This window comes from Kribbella catacumbae DSM 19601 (genome assembly GCF_000372465.1).
GTDB classification, from domain to species: Bacteria; Actinomycetota; Actinomycetes; order Propionibacteriales; family Kribbellaceae; genus Kribbella; species Kribbella catacumbae.
Genome location: NZ_AQUZ01000040.1, coordinates 1 through 16,642 on the forward strand (window position 1 = coordinate 1; position 16,642 = coordinate 16,642).

At 67.3% G+C, this 16,642-nt stretch carries 23 protein-coding genes; 16 read left to right on the plus strand and 7 right to left on the minus strand.

Annotated elements, in window-relative coordinates:
* Together A3ES_RS49120 and A3ES_RS0131665 are read left to right on the plus strand one after the other, a co-directional pair.
* The coding region (locus A3ES_RS49120; RefSeq protein ID WP_020390865.1) for a DUF6788 family protein at positions 1 to 270 on the plus strand (270 nt) is incomplete at its 5' end.
* A gap of 87 nt (positions 271 to 357) precedes the next feature.
* On the plus strand, positions 358 to 1,056 hold the full coding sequence (locus tag A3ES_RS0131665) for an SDR family NAD(P)-dependent oxidoreductase (protein ID WP_237745116.1): 699 nt from the start codon (positions 358 to 360) through the stop codon (positions 1,054 to 1,056).
* Between the two features lie 149 nt (positions 1,057 to 1,205).
* On the opposite strand, the gene A3ES_RS0131670 is transcribed toward A3ES_RS0131665, so the two are convergent.
* Positions 1,206 to 1,781, minus strand: coding sequence for an HD domain-containing protein (locus A3ES_RS0131670; protein WP_026163388.1), 576 nt, complete (start codon positions 1,779 to 1,781; stop codon positions 1,206 to 1,208).
* A 13-nt stretch (positions 1,782 to 1,794) separates the two neighbouring features.
* Positions 1,795 to 2,880, minus strand: coding sequence for a helix-turn-helix domain-containing protein (locus tag A3ES_RS0131675; protein WP_237745117.1), 1,086 nt, complete (start codon positions 2,878 to 2,880; stop codon positions 1,795 to 1,797).
* Positions 2,881 to 3,556: 676 nt separating this feature from the next.
* Here A3ES_RS0131675 and A3ES_RS0131685 point away from each other — a divergent pair.
* The 4 genes from A3ES_RS0131685 (at position 3,557) to A3ES_RS0131700 (ending at position 6,445) form a co-directional block, all read left to right on the plus strand.
* Positions 3,557 to 3,817, plus strand: a complete 261-nt coding sequence (locus A3ES_RS0131685) for a hypothetical protein (protein ID WP_020390869.1) — start codon at positions 3,557 to 3,559, stop codon at positions 3,815 to 3,817.
* A gap of 465 nt (positions 3,818 to 4,282) precedes the next feature.
* On the plus strand, positions 4,283 to 4,630 hold the full coding sequence (locus A3ES_RS53530) for a DddA-like double-stranded DNA deaminase toxin (protein ID WP_020390870.1): 348 nt from the start codon (positions 4,283 to 4,285) through the stop codon (positions 4,628 to 4,630).
* The gene (locus A3ES_RS0131695; protein ID WP_020390871.1) at positions 4,627 to 5,094 is read left to right on the plus strand and encodes an Imm1 family immunity protein; all 468 of its coding nucleotides are present in this window, start codon (positions 4,627 to 4,629) and stop codon (positions 5,092 to 5,094) included. Before A3ES_RS53530 ends, A3ES_RS0131695 begins: the two co-directional genes overlap by 4 nt.
* Before the next feature lie 130 nt (positions 5,095 to 5,224).
* Positions 5,225 to 6,445: an MFS transporter gene (locus A3ES_RS0131700; protein ID WP_026163390.1), complete on the plus strand. Its 1,221-nt coding sequence runs from the start codon at positions 5,225 to 5,227 to the stop codon at positions 6,443 to 6,445.
* On the opposite strand, the gene A3ES_RS0131705 is transcribed toward A3ES_RS0131700, so the two are convergent.
* Entirely contained in the window at positions 6,414 to 6,953 is a 540-nt protein-coding gene (locus A3ES_RS0131705; protein WP_020390873.1) for an NUDIX domain-containing protein, read from the minus strand. The genes A3ES_RS0131700 and A3ES_RS0131705 overlap by 32 nt on opposite strands.
* A 33-nt stretch (positions 6,954 to 6,986) precedes the next feature.
* Between A3ES_RS0131705 and A3ES_RS0131710 the strand changes: the two genes are divergently transcribed.
* Positions 6,987 to 7,391 carry a hypothetical protein gene (locus A3ES_RS0131710; protein ID WP_020390874.1) on the plus strand — a complete coding sequence of 135 codons (405 nt, stop codon included), beginning with the start codon at positions 6,987 to 6,989 and terminating at the stop codon, positions 7,389 to 7,391.
* 28 nt (positions 7,392 to 7,419) lie between these two features.
* On the opposite strand, the gene A3ES_RS0131715 is transcribed toward A3ES_RS0131710, so the two are convergent.
* Together A3ES_RS0131715 and A3ES_RS0131720 are read right to left on the minus strand one after the other, a co-directional pair.
* Complete coding sequence (locus A3ES_RS0131715; protein ID WP_020390875.1) at positions 7,420 to 8,223, minus strand: deoxyribonuclease IV; 804 nt, start codon at positions 8,221 to 8,223, stop codon at positions 7,420 to 7,422.
* Positions 8,224 to 8,254: 31 nt separating this feature from the next.
* Positions 8,255 to 8,755: an Lrp/AsnC family transcriptional regulator gene (locus tag A3ES_RS0131720; RefSeq protein WP_020390876.1), complete on the minus strand. Its 501-nt coding sequence runs from the start codon at positions 8,753 to 8,755 to the stop codon at positions 8,255 to 8,257.
* 94 nt (positions 8,756 to 8,849) lie between these two features.
* On the opposite strand from A3ES_RS0131720, the gene A3ES_RS0131725 reads away from it, so the two are divergent.
* From A3ES_RS0131725 to rplI, 5 genes are all read left to right on the plus strand, one after another.
* Positions 8,850 to 10,049, plus strand: coding sequence for an MFS transporter (locus tag A3ES_RS0131725; protein WP_020390877.1), 1,200 nt, complete (start codon positions 8,850 to 8,852; stop codon positions 10,047 to 10,049).
* A gap of 175 nt (positions 10,050 to 10,224) precedes the next feature.
* Positions 10,225 to 10,515, plus strand: a complete 291-nt coding sequence (gene rpsF, locus A3ES_RS0131730; protein ID WP_026163391.1) for a 30S ribosomal protein S6 — start codon at positions 10,225 to 10,227, stop codon at positions 10,513 to 10,515.
* 89 nt (positions 10,516 to 10,604) lie between these two features.
* Positions 10,605 to 11,222 carry a single-stranded DNA-binding protein gene (locus A3ES_RS0131735; RefSeq protein ID WP_020390879.1) on the plus strand — a complete coding sequence of 206 codons (618 nt, stop codon included), beginning with the start codon at positions 10,605 to 10,607 and terminating at the stop codon, positions 11,220 to 11,222.
* Positions 11,223 to 11,297: 75 nt separating this feature from the next.
* Positions 11,298 to 11,531, plus strand: coding sequence for a 30S ribosomal protein S18 (gene rpsR / locus A3ES_RS0131740; RefSeq protein WP_020390880.1), 234 nt, complete (start codon positions 11,298 to 11,300; stop codon positions 11,529 to 11,531).
* Between the two features lie 14 nt (positions 11,532 to 11,545).
* A complete protein-coding gene (rplI, locus tag A3ES_RS0131745; RefSeq protein ID WP_020390881.1) occupies positions 11,546 to 11,992 on the plus strand; it encodes a 50S ribosomal protein L9 in 447 nt (148 codons plus the stop codon).
* A 73-nt stretch (positions 11,993 to 12,065) separates the two neighbouring features.
* Here the strand turns inward: rplI and A3ES_RS0131750 are convergent, their stop codons facing one another.
* Together A3ES_RS0131750 and A3ES_RS0131755 are read right to left on the minus strand one after the other, a co-directional pair.
* Positions 12,066 to 12,311 (minus strand): hypothetical protein, encoded by a 246-nt coding sequence (locus A3ES_RS0131750; protein ID WP_020390882.1) that lies wholly within the window; start codon positions 12,309 to 12,311, stop codon positions 12,066 to 12,068.
* Positions 12,308 to 13,711 carry a hypothetical protein gene (locus A3ES_RS0131755; RefSeq protein ID WP_020390883.1) on the minus strand — a complete coding sequence of 468 codons (1,404 nt, stop codon included), beginning with the start codon at positions 13,709 to 13,711 and terminating at the stop codon, positions 12,308 to 12,310. The genes A3ES_RS0131750 and A3ES_RS0131755 overlap by 4 nt, the downstream gene beginning before the upstream one ends.
* 248 nt (positions 13,712 to 13,959) lie before the next feature.
* Between A3ES_RS0131755 and A3ES_RS0131760 the strand changes: the two genes are divergently transcribed.
* From A3ES_RS0131760 to A3ES_RS0131775, 4 genes are read left to right on the plus strand one after another with little or no spacing between them, the layout of a single operon-like run.
* A complete protein-coding gene (locus A3ES_RS0131760; protein ID WP_020390884.1) occupies positions 13,960 to 14,598 on the plus strand; it encodes a DUF6668 family protein in 639 nt (212 codons plus the stop codon).
* 14 nt (positions 14,599 to 14,612) lie between these two features.
* Positions 14,613 to 14,888, plus strand: coding sequence for a hypothetical protein (locus A3ES_RS0131765; protein WP_020390885.1), 276 nt, complete (start codon positions 14,613 to 14,615; stop codon positions 14,886 to 14,888).
* Between the two features lie 44 nt (positions 14,889 to 14,932).
* A complete protein-coding gene (locus tag A3ES_RS0131770) occupies positions 14,933 to 15,778 on the plus strand; it encodes a DUF8175 domain-containg protein (protein ID WP_020390886.1) in 846 nt (281 codons plus the stop codon).
* Positions 15,778 to 16,641 (plus strand): TrbL/VirB6 family protein, encoded by an 864-nt coding sequence (locus A3ES_RS0131775; protein ID WP_020390887.1) that lies wholly within the window; start codon positions 15,778 to 15,780, stop codon positions 16,639 to 16,641. Before A3ES_RS0131770 ends, A3ES_RS0131775 begins: the two co-directional genes overlap by 1 nt.
* Position 16,642: the final 1 nt, after the last annotated feature.

Here is a 16,642-nt window from a genome sequence, read left to right on the forward strand (position 1 = left end):
ACCATCACCCGCCGTCACACCCGCTGCGGCAAACCCAACTGCGGCTGCCACGCCGACCCGCCACGCATGCACGGCCCCTACTACCAGTGGACACGCAAGATCAACGGCAAGACCGTCACCCGTCGGCTCACCGAACACGAGGCGAACCTGTACGCCGAATGGATCAACAACGACCGGCAGCTACGCGCCCTCATCACCCAGATGCGCGACATCGCCGCCGAAGCCACCGAACTGATCACCAGACACGACACCAAGGCGGCCGAGGTTTAAACGCAAGCTACAGCCGGCTAGCGGTCACATAACCGGCTATCGGAGCACAGCGTTTTCTAGGGTGGGGCTATGCAAAAGGTGGCGTTGGTGACCGGATCGACCTCTGGGATCGGGGAGGCGACGGCTACGCGCTTCGCCGCCGATGGGATGACGGTGGTGGTGCACTCGCGCAGCAGCCGCGACGCTGGGCTCGCGCTTGCCGAGGAACTCGGTGGGACCTACCTGCAGGCCGATCTCGGGCAGGAGGACGAGGCGGCGGCGCTGGTGCCTCAGGTGCTCGCCGCGCACGGGCGGCTCGACGTACTGGTGAACAACGCCGGTATCAGCTGGCCTGTGCCACATGCGGACCTCGATGGGCTGACTGCTGCCGACTGGCGTCGACTGCTCGACGTCAACCTGATCGCGCCGTGGCTGCTCTGTACTGCGGCCCTGCCCGCGCTACGCGAGTCGCAGGGCGCCATCGTGAACGTGACGAGCCATGCCGGCGTCCGCCCGAAGGGGAGTTCGATCGCGTACGCCGCCAGCAAGGCGGCGCTGAACCACGTGACGAAGTTGCTCGCCGCGGCGCTCGGCCCCGACGTACGGGTGAACGCTGTCGCGCCTGGGCTGGTCGACACTCCGATGACGGAGGCATGGACCGAGGCACAGGAGCTGTGGAAAACCATGAGCCCGATGCGCCGGGCCGCGCAGCCCGCGGACGTCGCCGACCTGATCGCCGCGATCGCCGGTCACGCCTACCTGACCGGCGAGGTGATTCTGCTCGACGGCGGTCTCAACCTGCGCTGACCGCACCTAGCACTTCTCTTCCTTCTCGCAGCCCACCCCCCGCCTTCCTTCCGTTGTAGACACCGGCTGGGCCTTGGCTTGCTAGGTATGAGCTTCATACAGCGTTCGGCGGGCCTCAAGGGCCTCTAAACGGGCCTTCGGCCCGAGCGCTACCGGTTGCGCCAGGCGAGCGGCGAGACCGTCAGAGCGGCCTCAGCGAGGCGCTTACCGAAGTCGGTTTTGATCTTGGAGCGGGAGGACTCGATCCAGCCATCGACGCGGGTGTAGCCAGCCTCCTGGTATTCAATGGCCTGCATGAGGCATTCGAGTCGATCCGCGTCCTTGGCGCAGCGAGCTTCGATCGTCCCTCCGGACTCGTACTCCGCTACGGCGTCCCGGATGCTCTTCGCTGCACGATCGGGTAGCCCCGCGATTTGGTCTTCGGTGATCCGTTCGTTGGAAGCAACTTCGACGTACGGGCGTGCGCTGTGTGGGATGTCGCCGATGCGCGTCTCCTGCGAGTCGTGCCACATCCCCATGTAGGCGGCACGGGCGGGGTCGCCGCCCTCTTCAGCGGCGATCAGAGCCGCGAGTTGGGCCACGCGAAGGCTGTGCTCAGAGACTGACTCAGGATCGCGTACGCCGGCGTGCCACCAGCCGGCGCGGCGAAGGCGCTTGAGAACGCCCATCTCGTAGGCGAAGGCGATGGTGCCCGAAGCGTCCTGATCTGTCGTGTCGTCTGCCACGGTTGTCCCTTCGTCAGCGGCCAGCGAGTTGCACGGCACACCGCAAGTTAATCAACTCGTCCCGCGTCTCGCGGTCGAACCCTGTGTCGAGTGCTTGCTCAACGCGGTTCCCGGTCTTCAGGCGGAGTTTGTGGTCCCGCCTCAGCAGATCGGGCTTTGCGAGAATCAGCACCCACAGGCTGTGAATGTTCAGGTGGCTATGGAAGTCGTCGTCCAGGTGCCTCAGGAGGTGCGCGGCCAGGCGGCCGCCCGACCAGCCATGCTCATCCGCCTCGGCGATCAGGTACGAGTCGTCAGCGTAGGACTCTGTGATCTCGCCCAGCCAATACGCCCAGTAGGCCAGGTTGGCTGCCGCGTGGTCCTCGCGGCTGAGCGTGTGCTTGATGAAGTAGCGCAAAGGATCGATGTCGCCGCGACGGGCTAGCGCCACCGTCGCGGACCGAGCGGCGATGCCAGCGGGGAGGTCAGCCGAGGCTGTACCGGCGACGAACGCGCGCCGATGTTCAGCAGAGAGCCACTCGGCGGACTCCTTGCGCTGGTCAAACCCCAACAGGTAGGAGGCCTGGCGGCGCAGTACGGGCAACCGACTGGCTTGCCGGGAGTCGACGGTCGCTAGCAGGTGGTCGAAGAAGCGGGCTTGGTCCCCGTTGGAAAGGTTCGGGTGTTTGGCGACTGGTCCTCTTGCGGGTGCCGATGGCAGATCACGCAGAGGTGGCGGCGATATGCCCCTGAACGGCCAGGTGATCATGTGCACCAGACTGCGCCGGTGGACCGCAGCAGCAAGAGGATTCATGTCCACGCTGACGGGCTGCCCGCCTGCTGCAATCGCCAAGGAAAGGATGCCGTCGGCCTCGATCGCGTCTTGCAGCGTTCCGACAGCAGCAGGGGAGCCTCCAAGCATGACCAGGCGTGTTTTCAGGCGGAGCAGGTCAGCGGCGCGCTGGGCTGTCAGTGGCCGCTTGCCTGTTTCCCAGCCCTGGATCGTGCTGATGTCCACACCGAGGCGCTCGGCCATATCGGCCTGAGTGAAGCCGATCGATCCACGGATCAGTTTCAGGACGAAGCCTGAGACCACGCCCACCTCGGAGCTTGGACTCACCAAACCCCGCATGCCGGTACGACTTTCGGATGCCGCCATCGCCTGAGCTAACACCCTCCCCGCTCACGGTCAGTGCAGTAACACGTACTACCAGTCAGTTCAGCATAGTTCAGTGATCCGTGATCGTTGACGGCATGTCCACACACGAAGTTGTCGATGGGGTGGGGTGGGCCCGAGGCCACGACGAACCACCTTCGGAAGTCGAGAGGGGCCCGCGCGGCTGGCCAGTTCTGCATGCAGATGATCCCTGCGATGGCACCAATCCGATGACGGGCCGCCGTTGCCTCAGTGGCTACCACAAGGGCCATCACAAGGACGCGTCCGGTGCCGAGTGGCTGGACGAAGAGTGACCCATGCGGCGGGCGACTGTCGATGTCGTCGTCACCCCCTGCGGTGCGCTGCCGCAGAGCGCTGGCCGCCCGCATGAGTGCCTCGGCGCGGTGTCCGACACCTCGCGACACCGCGCCGAGGTCTCGCAAGACCCGGTGTGCGGGCGTACCGCTCTACTGCGTCCGCACACCGTTCCACTTCCTGGGGCTGGGCGAGGCCCTTCGGAAGATCTGTCCCGCTGCCCTTGCAGCCAACCTCATCACGTGAGGGCAGCGGGACATCTCAGTGCCGAGCCTCGACGTCTGGTCGGGCCTACCCAGAGATCTTCAACCGTGAGGAGCAGGGAATGTCTGTTGTAGAACAGCTTCGGGGGCAACTCCATGCCGTTGCCCAGGACGCCAATCAAGGTGCCGCTAGTCTCGGCGGGTTCCAGAACAAGTTCAGCCAGGCCAGCCAACAGGTGCTGGCCTTGATCCAAGGGTCAGCGACCGGCGCCGACCGCGACATCGCGGAGGTCTTGGACGCGGCCTCCAAGTCTCTGGCCTCGGCGGTGGAGTCGCTACAGATCGCTTCCCACAAATGCGGGCAGTATGCCCAGCAAATCTAGGCAGCGCGGGTGCCGTCGGAGTTGCAGCGGGTCGCCGCGGAACTGGTGGCCTGCCTGGGCATGATGCCGCGAGTGAGTACCGCGCTGCATGAGCGGGCCCGACGTTGTCGCGAGGTGGCGGGGTATGTCGGTGGCCTGTCGAGTGGAAGCCCGGCGTTGCAGGCTGCTGCCTACCACTTGGATGCGGCGGCGACCGATTGCGAGAAAGCCGCGTACTTCGCCGACCGGGCGTACCGCGATGCGAGGGGATGGGCGGCGGCAATGGTAGGAGGTGAAGGCGGGGCGGCGCCGTCAGGGCAGCGCGGTGCGTCCGGGCCTTCGGGTGGTTCTGGCGGGCCAGGGTCGGCGAGCAAGCCGCGGTCATCGGAACGTCCAAGACCGAGGCCGCAGCCGGGCCCCTCCACGCCTAGGCCGCCAGAGGACGGCGGCGACCCGGAAGCGCAGAGGATCGTCGGGCGCCTTCCGGTGCGCGAGAACGACGTCGGCAAGACACGCGGGCTCTGGGCGCCCCCGGACAAGGAGGAGATGCCGTTGGTGAGTGGCTACGGCCATTACCAGCGGCTGGCCGACGAGCACGCACGGCGCCTCGGGCTGAAGGCGATGAGGAGCACCTCGCACGTCGAGGTCAAGTTTGCCCTGTTCATGAGAGAGCGAGGTCTACGCGATGAGACCATTTACATCAACAACCGCCCCTGCCGGGGCGAGGCGAGCTGCCCGCGCTGGATCGAGAGCTTCCTCCCGGAGGGCGCGAAGCTTACGGTCCACTGGCTGGGCGGGGGACCATGGACGTTCACAGGAAAGGGCGAGCCATGAGCTACACGGCTAGGGCGTACTACCACGACGGGCACGAGGACGACCCTGTCGTGATCGCGACTGCTGATGACGTTCGGGCGCTCATCGACACGATGCTTGAGCAGCCGCTCCAGAGCTCGACTGTAGCGCTCTATATCCAGGAAAGGCCGCAGCACGAAATCGGTGTGGCGGATCACGAATTGCGCTTCGGTGTCCTGGCGGAGCGCAAGCTCGGCAGCATCAACTACGTGAACGGCCTTGAGGCTTGGTATGCGCGGGGTGTCCACGACGGTGACGGACCAGTCCGATACCAGTACATGGGCAACGAGGAACTCTTCCCGGCCGACTCTCTGGTCGAGCTTGAGGTCCTGTTCGCGGTGACGACGGACTTCCTGGCGACCGGGGCCGAGCGACGGCCCGAAGGCGCCGACTGGGCCCCGTGGCCGGATGATCCGCTGGAGGAAGACGCCGACGACTCGTTCTGACCACGACGACGCTGATCGCCGGTCGGATCGCCGCGATGGACACGCCTACCTGACCGGCGAGGTGGTCATGCTAGACGACGGCCGAGCCTGCGCTGCCGGTCTTGTCGGTGGCGGCTTCTACGATCGGCCGATGCCGTTTGGAACTTCTCTGAGTCAGGACTTCCGGCGGCTGTGGGCCGCTTATGCGATCAGTGCGATCGGCAGCGGGATCGGGTACGGCGCGCTGCCGCTGGTGGCCGTGCTCGTGCTCGACGTGAGCACCTTCCAGGTCTCGCTGCTGGCCGCCCTCTCGGCCGTGGCGGGTGCGGCTCTGGCGTTGCCGATGGGGGACTTCATCGAGCAGCGCCGCAAGCGGCCGGTGATGATCACCGCGGATCTCGTCCGGTTCGCCACGCTGCTGAGCGTCCCGGTGGCGGCGGCGCTCGATCTGCTGACCTACACCCAGCTCTGCGTGGTCGGCGTCGTCCAGGCGGCAGCACTGATCGCGTTCACCGCGGCGAGTGGCGCGCACCTGAAGTCGCTGGTGCCGGCCGCGGGGCGAGCCGAGGCGAACGGCCGATTCGAGTCGACCACCTGGACCACGCTGAGTGTCGGGCCGCCGATCGGTGGCGCACTGGTCAGCCTGGTCGGCGTTCCGCTCACGCTCGCGGTCGACGCCGTCTCGTACCTGCTGTCCGCGGCCGGCGTACGCCGCATCCGCGAGCCCGAACCGGTACCGGTCCGCCGCCAGGACAAGCGCGACATCACCGCCGGCTGGCGCTACATCTGGCGAGATCGCGGGCTGCGTTCGCTCTTCTGGAACTCCCAGCTCTTCGGCGGGCCGGTGATGATGATGGCGCCGCTGCTGCCCGTCCTGATGCTGCGCGACCTGCACATGCAGCCGTGGCAGTACGGGTTGGTGGCGGGCCTGCCCTGCTTCGGCGGTGTCCTCGGTGCCTGGTTCGCGCCGCGGCTCACCCGCTGGCTGGGGCTGCACCGGATGCTGCTCGTCTTCGGCGTACTACGCACGCCGTGGTTGCTGTTGTTGCCCTTCGCAACACCCGGCGTGGATGGCTTCGTGCTGTTGATCGTCGCCGAGACTTGCTTGCTGCTCGCCGCCGGAGCCTTCAACCCGTCGTTCGCGACCTACCGGATGGAGGTCACCGAAGACGGCTTCATGGCTCGCGTGCTCACCTCATGGTCGATCACGTCCCGATCCGTGCAGCCCGCCTTCATGGCGGCAGGCGGCGTACTGGCCGGCCTGACCAGCCTGCGTACTTCGATGCTGGTCGCGGGTGGACTGTGTCTGCTCAGCGCCTTCGTCCTGCCGTGGCGGTCAGCTAAACGAGCCCCTTTGCCTGCGCCAGTCTGACCAGGTTGCCCATCACGCCGTCGTTGTCGTCCATCGCGTCGAGGTACGTGATCGCCTCGGCCGGTGGCAGCACGAGCACCTCGGTGATCTGCTCGCCGTCCGGCGGGCTGGTCGGCTCGCTGTCGACCACGACGTCGACGACGTAGTTCGCCCAGTACGAGACCGGATGCGGCAGATGGGCCCGGTACGGCGCCGGGCGCCGATGGTCGGCCCGGTGCCCGCCGAGCCAGATCAGCGGGCCGGTGACCCGGGTGCCGGCCTCTTCCAGGAGTTCGCGCTCGACGAGGTTCTCGATCTTCTCGTCCGGCTCGCGGGTGCCGCCGGGCAGGAAGCGCCAGCCGAGGTCGTTCGCGCAGACGACGATGCCGCCCTCGGTCCGGCCGATCACGTGCGCGTTGCTGATCAGCTCGTCGGGCGGCTGCTCGGTGCCGAAGCGGACGTCGAGCTCGCCCCAGCGCCAGTAGCCGGGTGCGTACAAGTCAGGAAACCGCTCCGCCCAGGTCTGCATCCGGACATCCTCCCGTGCGGTACCGTCCCGCGCATGGCTGCTGCCGAACCGAATCCCGAGCGTGCCCAGCGCATCACCATCCGCATCCTCTGGGCCTGTGCCGCGCTCTGCTTGTTCGTCGGCGTCTTCCTGATAGCCGATGTCACCAAGGCAGCCGGCAATTACCGGCCGTCGGCCTGGGTGGGTGTCTTGCTGTCCGCGCTCGCCATCCTCGCCCTGACCGTCCTGTACGTCGCCTGCGCGCTGGGCCGCGTCACTCTCGGCACCCAGGTGGGCCCGGCAAGCCTCTTCCAGCTCTCGGCCGTCTGCCTGGTCATCGCTGTGGGCGCCGACATCCTCATCCCCGACCGCAACGCCGGCGGCCTGGCCCTACTGCTGCCCTGGGGCATCACGTACTGGCTGCACAACCTGAACCGCCCAGCCGACGCTGGGCGCTAGTGCGCAACGGAACTTCCGACGCGGCGCACTAGTTCAGGTGCGCGCGGAGGTAGTCGATGTCTGCCTTCTGGCCGTGATCGCTATTCGGGGTCTCGACGACGACCGGAGCGTTGGCGGCCTTCACCACCGCGACGATCTCGGCCGGGTCGATCTCGCCCTCCTCGAAGTTGCTGTGCCGGTCCGCGCCTGAGCCGAACGCGTCCCGCGAGCCGTTAGCGTGCACCAGGTCGATCCGGCCGGTGATCGCGACGACCTTCTCCACCACGGTCGGCAGGTCCTCGCCGGCCGCGTGGAAGTGACAGGTGTCCAGGCAGAAGCCGACCCGGTCGACGTTCTCATTGCCGGAGCTCTGCACCGCGTCCCACAGCCGGGCGATCCGCTCCAGTTTGCGCGCCATCGCGTTCTCGCCGCCCGCGGTGTTCTCGATCAGCAGCGGGACCGGCAGTTCCGCGCGCTCGATGCACTTGCGCCAGTTGTCGAACCCGGCCTCGGGATCGTCGTCCTCGCCGACGTGGCCGCCGTGCACGATGACTCCCTTGGCGCCGATCTCGGCCGCCTTGTCGAGCGTCTGCTGCAGCAGCTTGCGGCTGGGGATCCGGATCCGGTTGTTCAGCGTCGCGACGTTCAGCCGGTACGGCGCGTGGATGTAGAGGTCGATCCCGTCGGCCTCCGCGCGGGCCTTCAGCGCCTCGGCGCCATCGGCGTACGCGACCTTGGGTGCCTTGTAGTCCTGCGGGTCACCGAGGAAGAACTGCACCAGGTCGGCACCCCGGTCAGCGGCCTCGGCCAGCGGGTCGTTCTGCTCGACATGCGCACCCAGTTTCACACTCATGCCGCCACCTTATGACCGCCCGCCGACAGTTCTAGTGCCCCCACCCCTCGGACCGCGTGACCGGGCGGGCGTCGTACGCCGGTGGTTGCACCGGGCGTCCCTCGAACTCCGTGGACAGCACCACGTGCGTGTTGATCTCGCCGTGCTCGCCCAGCCGCTCGAACAGCCCCTCCAGGTGCCGCATGGACGCGACCCGGACCCGCAGCATCGTGCAGGAGTTCCCGCTGAGCTTGTGGATCTCCAGTACTTCGGGGAAGTCCTCCGAGCGGGTCGTCTTGAGCAGGCAGCGCCCGGTCGTACACCGCATCTGGACGAAGGCTGCCAGCGGCTGACCCGCACGAGCCGGGTCGACCTGCGCCTTGTAGCCGACGATCACACCGGACTCCTCCAGGCGGCGTACCCGGTCGGCGACGGCCGGTGGAGACAGGTTCACCCGCTTGCCGAGCTGGTTGTACGACAGCCGGCCGTCGGCCTGCAGCTCGGCCAGGATCTGCCAGTCGGTGGCGTCCAGATTTCGCTCCTGAAAGGTCACCTCCCAAGAACACCTTCGATATCGCTGCTCGGCAAGGCCCCGATGCCTTACTTCGGGCATTCTGCGCCGGGAGCTGCCTTTCTAGCGTTGAAGCATGCTGATTCCCGTCATTCTGGCCGCCGCCCTGATGAATGCCGCGATGGTCGCCGCCAGCGCCGTGAGCACGATCCTGATCGCCGACGACCTGTCCGCCGACCTGGCCGGCCTGCCCAACACCGCCGGAGTCCTGGGGACGGCGGCGGGCGCGATGGCCATCGGCAGATGGAGTGCCCGGCTCGGTCGTGCCCAGGCCCTCAAAACCGGCTACGGCGTCGCCGTCGCCGGCGGCGCGCTCACGGTGCTCGCCGCTGTCGGAGCACCCGTCGCTCTGCTGTTCGTAGGCATGTTCCTGCTCGGCGCAGGAAACGCCGCGAGCCTCCTGTCGCGGTACGCCGCCGCCGACGCGGTCGCTCCGGCAAGACGAGCAGCCGCCATGAGCACAGTCGTCTGGGCCAGTACTGCGGGCGCTGTCGGCGGCCCGTTCCTATTGGAGCCGGCCCAGTCGATCGCTACCTCGCTCGGGCTACCGCCTCTGGCCGGACCGTTCCTGCTCGCGGTGGCCGCCGCCTTCTCGGCGCTACTCGCCGCTAGTCGCATCCGCCCGCCACAGCGAACGCAGTACGAGGAGCAGGCGGCTGGTGCGGTGCCGGTGCGACTGGGTGCGTCGGCTGTCGTGGCGGCGGGAGTCATGCTCGTGGGGCACTTGGTGATGGTGGCCCTGATGACGTCGGTGCCCGTGCACGCGCATCACCACGGGCAAGGGCTTGGCGCCCTCGGGCTGATGCTCTCCGCCCACACGCTCGGCATGTTCGCCTTGGCGCCCCTGACCGGCTGGTGGATCGACAGGGCAGGGCCGACGCCGGTGATGATCGCCGGACTCGCCACCGTCATCGTTGCCGCGCTGGTGGTGGCAGGGCCGAGCGGATCGACCTTCACGCCGGCTCTCTTCCTCCTGGGCTACGGCTGGAACCTCTGCTATCTGGGTGGCAGCGCTCTGTTGACCGCCGCTTCGCCTGGCGCATGGCTGGAGAGCGGCGTCGAAGCCGGCGTCTGGGCCGTCTCCGCCATCGCCACGGCCGCCTCGACCTGGCTGTTCTCGGCAGGCGGCTTCCCGCTCCTGGCCGTGGTCTCGGTCGTGCTCGGTCTGCCGCTCCTCGTGGTGGTCGCTCTGCGTCGCCGGCCGACCGCGGTCGTCGTACCGCCGCTGGCGGGGGCTATCGTGGGTCCGGCCGACCGTGAACAGGCCTGTGGATAGTGGTCAAGACCACGTCCACGCGCTGGTATTCTGTTGGTGTTGGCCCGGTCCTTCGACCGGGCTTACTGCTTGACCCAGTTCGGCGCCGACGGCGATTGTCGGCGCCGGGCACGCATCGCCCTCCTGCCACGGAAAGACCGTGGCCGCCAAAGTCCGAAGGAGGTGGAGTTCGCGCATGCGTCGTTATGAAGTCATGGTGATCCTCGACCCTGAGCTCGAAGAGCGCACCGTGGAACCGTCCCTCGACACGTACCTGAACATCGTCCGCAAGGAAGGTGGCACGGTCGAGAAGCTCGACATCTGGGGCCGTCGCAAGCTGGCCTACGACGTCAAGAAGAAGTCCGAGGGCATTTACGCCATCATCGACCTGACCGCCACGCCGGCGGTCGTGAAGGAGCTCGACCGTCAGCTCTCGCTGAACGAGTCGATCCTGCGCACCAAGGTCATCCGTCCGGACCAGCACTGATCCCTGGGGTCGTCAGCAGCTCCAGTGTCGGTGCCATCCGCTACTGATAGCTGTAGACACAGCCACACCCGAAAGCAGGAGGAACGGCAATGGCAGGCGAACCACCCATCACCTTGATCGGGAACCTGACGGGAGATCCGGAGCTCCGGTTCACACCGTCGGGGGCCGCGGTGGCGAACTTCACAGTCGCCTGCACGCCGCGCACCCTGGACCGGCAGAGCAACGAGTGGAAAGACGGGGAAACCCTCTTCATCTCCTGCTCCGTGTGGCGCCAGGTCGCCGAGAATGTCGCCGAATCGCTGACGCGTGGCGCCCGAGTCGTCGTTCACGGCCGTCTGAAGGCAAGAAGCTATGACGACCGCGACGGCAACAAGCGCACCGTCTTCGAGTGCGACGTCGAGGAGATCGGCGCGAGCATGCGGTATGCGACCGCCAAGATCACCAAGGCCTCGCGGTCCGGCGACGGCGGCGGCTTCGGTGGTGGTGGCGGCGGTGGCAACCAGGGCGGCAACTTCGGCGGTGGCGGTGGCAACCAAGGTGGCGGCTTCGGCGGCAACCAGGGTGGCGGCGCCCCGCAGAACGATCCCTGGGCGACCCCTGCCGGCGGTGGCAACCAGGGCGGTGGCGGTGGCGGCCAAGCCGCTCCGCAGAACGACCCCTGGGCAGGTCAGAGTGGCGGCGGCTCGATGGAAGAGCCTCCGTTCTGAGCTGAGCAGGACAATTTTTACCGAATGACCATTCCGGCACTAGCCGGGCTCTAGTAGTAGGAAGAGAGCACCACAATGGCCAAGATCATTCGGAAGCCGAAGAAGAAGGTCTGCGGCTTCTGCAAGGACAAGGCAACGTACGTCGACTACAAGGACACCGGGCTGCTGCGTAAGTTCATCTCCGACCGCGGCAAGATCCGCGCGCGTCGGGTGACGGGCAACTGCGTCCAGCACCAGCGCGATGTGGCCACCGCAATCAAGAACGCTCGCGAGGTGGCTCTGCTGCCTTACACGAGCACCGCTCGCTGAGGGAGGTCTGAGACATGAAGCTCATCCTGGCGCAGGAGGTCGAGGGCCTCGGAGCCCCCGGCGACATCGTCGAGGTCAAGGACGGCTACGGCCGTAACTACCTCGTGCCGCGTGGTCTGGCCATCGGCTGGACGCGGGGCGCGGAGAAGCAGATCCAGTCGATCAAGCGGGCGCGTGACGCCCGGGCGATCCAGGGCAAGGAGCACGCGAGCGAGGTCAAGAACCAGCTCGAGCAGCTCGGCGTCCAGCTGGACGTGAAGGCCGGCGAGACCGGTCGCCTGTTCGGCTCGGTCACCCCGGCGGACATCGCCGGCGCGATCAAGTCCGCGGGTGGACCGCTGGTGGAGAAGCGGGCGATCGCGATCGGTTCGCCGATCAAGACGACCGGCAAGCACCAGGTCTCGGTGCAGCTGCACCCGGACGTGGCCGCCACCGTCCGCCTCGAGGTCGTCGCCGTCTAAGGCAACACCTCACGCACGACTGACGAAGGCCCGCTCCCTGAACCAGGGAAGCGGGCCTTCGCTCATTTGTGGCTCAGGCTGGTTGCGGGGCCGGCCATTGTCTGGGCTTGGGGTCGCTGGCTGAGCTGCTGTCCGGTGGGGCGACGTCGGGCCACTCGGGCGGCTTCGGGTCGGACGGCGTACCGGTGCTGGCACCTGGGTCCTGGATCGCCGGCCATTTCTGCGGGACCGGGTCGTCACCGGCGCTCGCCGGGGCGCACGGGAGCAGCAGCACCAGCGTGCAGGCGAGTCCGGCCAGCAGCCGCGAGCGCTTCCTCACTTCTTCTTGTCCAAGGCGTACAGGACCGAGTTGTGGACGACCATCGCGTGCGGGCCGGCCACCCCCCACGGCAGCGCCGTGTTGTCAGCCAACGGGGTGAACTTTCCGCCCGGCGTACCGGAGATCAGATCGCCCGCCAACTTGCCGTAGACCGTCTGGCCGGTGATCGACAGCGGCTGGAAGTCCTCGAACAGCGAGGTCTTGTTGGTGGTGAAGTTGATCATGCACTCACCCCAGGCGGCCACCTTGTGGCCGGCGTCCGGCACCCACTGCCAGCCGGATGCCGTGCTCAGGGTGGCCGCCGGACAGGTCGCGACAACGGCACCGGTCGCGGTGGAGTTCACCGTCGGGATCACCGTGCCGGCAACCTTGGTGTTCCACACCGCGAGGACCCGCTCAGGACTGGCGGCCACGACATGGTTGATGCTCGTCGCGCCTTTCGGCGGCTTGATGTCCAGGGGCAGCGGTTCCTTGTCTGGCTGGCTCCAGAACAGCGGACCGGTGTATCGGGCCAGCAGAGCTTTGTCGCCCTCGGCAAGCAGGAGTGTGGCCCCCCGCCGCGGGTCGGGGAGTGGCTTGAGTTCCCCGCCCGAGATGACGCTGGCGCCGGCATCCCTGCTCAGCACCACCAGCGGCGAAGTGCCGAAGAACTGCACGGTGGCCGAGTTCGGCAGAGCGATCTCCTTGGCCTCGGCGCCGTCACCGGCCCAGTAATACAAGGACTCTGGTGACACCACGGCAACCACGCGCTTGGAATCGACAGTGGTGTAGACCGGAGTCTCCGCACCACGCGGCACCTTGTCCTGCCAGAGCACCTTGCCGGAACTGTCGAAGACGGCGATCTTGTCGTCGGGCGTGATGATCGCCACCTCGCTGCCGTCGGGGGAGACGGCCGGCTCGGTGTCGGTGTTGATGTCCACGGTCCAACTGGCATTGGTCGACCAGCCCGGCGGTACCGGCCGCGGGAACTGGTCAGGAGCGACCCGCGGTACGGGCAGCTCGGGCAGCTTCGGCGACACGGTCGGTTCCGCCACCTTGTCGCCCTGCGGGCGCAGAACCACCAGGTAGATGACCGTCGCCGCGATCAGGACGCCGGCCACCACGGTCGCCACGATGATCGGCCAGATCGGCTTGCTGCTCTTGGCATCCACGTCGACCGACTCGACCCGGCCGTCCGGGTGGATGATCAGCGGCCAGGACGCGCCGTCGGACTCCACCGCCGTCGCCTTCACCGGCCGGCCCAGCTGGGCGGCCCGCTCGCTGACGAGCTGGATCGCCGCCTGCCGTGGATCGTGGTGGTTGACCGGGTGACTCCGGCCGGCGATCTTCACCTCGGCGTTGTGGTCGTCGTACAGCCGGATCGTCACCTTGGGCCAGGACGGGATGCCCTTCTCAGCCATCGTGACCTCTCATTCCAGCCACAAAACTCCCTCGTTAGTCCGTCTCCGTCCAGGCCGTTCTAGCATGTCGTCCGCCCGTAACTCATGCTTGCGCCCGATGGCATGCCAGTACGCGAGCCGGCCCGGCTCGTCTGACCCCGACAAGGGGGTAGAAACATCCTCGCCTGTGGATGGGTCACGCCAGTACACCCGGATAGCGAGAGAATACTGTGGGCGACAGCCCGTGACACGCCGCGAGAGGAGGGGCCATGACGCAACCGCAGCAGAATCCGTGGACTCGGCAACAGCCGCAGGAACCGGGTCCGCAGCAGCCGCAACAGGGCCCACCCGAGCAGCCGGCCGACCTGACTCCGCGTGGCCCGGCGACGCCGCAGCACGGCGTACCGGCGCCGGCGGAGGATCAGCGCCTGCCCAAGTTCGCCATCCCGGCCGCCGACACCCTGTGGTGGGTGGGCGTGCACGGCGGGGCCGGCGAGACCACCATGTCGCAGCTGTTACCTGGTACTCGCGCGGCCGGCCACCGCTGGCCGATCCCGCCGCCGCCGGTGCCGACCCCGGTGGTGCTGGTCGCCCGCACCCATGGATCGGGTCTGCGGGCCGCCCAGCGGGCTGCGATCGAGTGGGCCTCAGGCGTGGTTCAGGGAGTGGCGGTGCTCGGCCTGGTGCTGATCGCCGACGCTCCCGGCCGACTGCCCAGAGTCCTGGACGACTTCGCCGACATCGTCGGCGGCGGTGTCCCGCGAGTTTGGGACATTCCCTGGATCGAGGAGTGGCGAAGGGGGGAGGATCCCACACCTGACAACACCCCGGACGAGGTTTTCGAAGTTCTTGAATCCATCTACGCTCTTCGCGCGTCGAATCCAGCGGGATACCCCGCCCCTTACTGAAAGGCACCACCGCAATGATGATGCTGGCACACGTGATTCCCGACCTGATCATCCCGATGGGTCCTGGTGGCGAGCCGCCGCCCGGCTCGGACAAGCTCCTCGACATCGTCGACTGGGTGCGGTGGATCGCGTTCACCGTCTGCATCCTCGGCATCCTGATCGCCGGCGCGATGATGGCCGTCGGTCAGCGTCGTGGTGAAGGTGGCGAGCACGCCGCCCGGCTCGGCTGGGTGATGGCCGCCTGTGTCGTGATCGCTTCGTCGACGTTGCTCGTGGAAGCCCTCAAGTGATGCTGGACAGCCGGCCGTACCTGGTCACCGAAGGCTGATCGGGAGTGGGATTGTTCAGCAGGGACCCTGACTCCGATTCCGGAGACGGCAGCGCCGAGGACGACGGATCCGCCATCTGGCAGGAACGTGGATTCGTCGCCTCGGCGATCGTCGTCGGTGCAGTGATCGTGTGTCTCCTGGTCTGGTTCTTCGCCCGCGGGGACGACACACCCGCCAGCCAGCCACCGACCCAGACCACCAGCAGCAGTCCCACCGAGCAGCCCACCGATGAGCCGACTGTCCCACCGGCGACTCCGACCCAGGAGCCGACCGGCGCCCCGACCTCGCGGCCCAAGCCCGGCGTCGGCGGCTGCAAGACCAAGAGCCCGGATCAGCGCAGGCCCAGGACGACGCCGACGGCGGTGACCTGGGAGTTCGAGGACGACATGCTGATTCCGATCCAGCAGGAGGCGGGTCCGGCGGTGATGGACAGCACCGGCGTCCGGTCCTGTTTCGCGCACTCGCCGACCGGGGCGGTGTTCGCCGCGCTGGTGACACTCGGCCAGATCCGCAATCCCGACCTGACCCTGCCGGTACTGCGGCAGCGGTTCGTCGCGAACCGTGGCCTGACCCTGGCGATCCAGGAGGGCAAGGCGACCCAGACCCCGGGTGAGCCGACGAAGGTCGCCCAGTTCACCGGCTTCAAGGTGCTCGACTATCTGCCGGACCGCGCGATCATCGCGATCGCGGTCCGGATCGACGACACCAACGTGGCCTCGATGCCGGTGACGATGGCCTGGTCGGGCGGCGACTGGAAGGGCGTGCTGCAGGAGGACGGCAGCTTCAACGGCGAGGCCGCGCCCGACCTGCTGCAGTCGATGGACGGCTACGTCCGCTTCGGTGGTGCGTGATGATCCCACTGATCAACTGCCTGTGGCCGCCGAACTGGGACGACTGTCTCTCGCGGTTCCTGAGCAAGGCCGTCAACGCGGGCCTGTCCGGGTTCTTCGGGCTGCTGTTCGAAGCCATCAAGGAGTTGGTGGTGATGGCCGTCCAGGCGGTGATGCTGGCGGTCGGCTTCCTCTGGATCACGATCGACTCCCCGGAGGTCCAGGGCCACGCCACGGTCACCTTCATCACGTCCCACACCCAGTACCTGCTGGTCTTCGCCGCGACGATCGCGCTGATCGCCGGTGCCATCAAGATGGCGATCTCGCAGCGGGGCGAGCCGGTCCGCGACATCCTGAAGAGCCTGCTCACGATGGTGGTGGTGTCGAGCGCCGGGGTGGCCTTCGCCTCGGTGCTGATCTCGGCCTCCGACTCGTTCTCCGAATGGATCATCAAACAGGCGCTCGGCAACATGGAGTTCTCCAGGCGGATCGCCGACATCATCACCGATCCGCTGAAGGACGGCGGAGTGGGGCTGGTGCTGGTGATCCTGGTCGGCATCCTGATGGTGATCACCGCGCTGATCCAGCTGGCCTTGATGGTGGTCCGGTACGGAATGCTGATCCTGCTGGTCGGCGTCCTGCCGCTGACGGCCGCGGCCACCAACACCGAGATGGGCATGATGTGGTTCAAGCGGTCGGTGTCGTGGCTGGTCGCCTTCATCATCTACAAACCTGTTGCCGCGCTGATCTACGCGACCGCCATCAAGCTGATGACGGCCCCCACCGACTCCACCCTGAAGATCATCACCGGCGTGACGATGATGGTGATGGGGATCGTCGCCCTGCCCGCCCTGCTGCGTTTCGTGTCGCCGAAGGCGGGTTGAG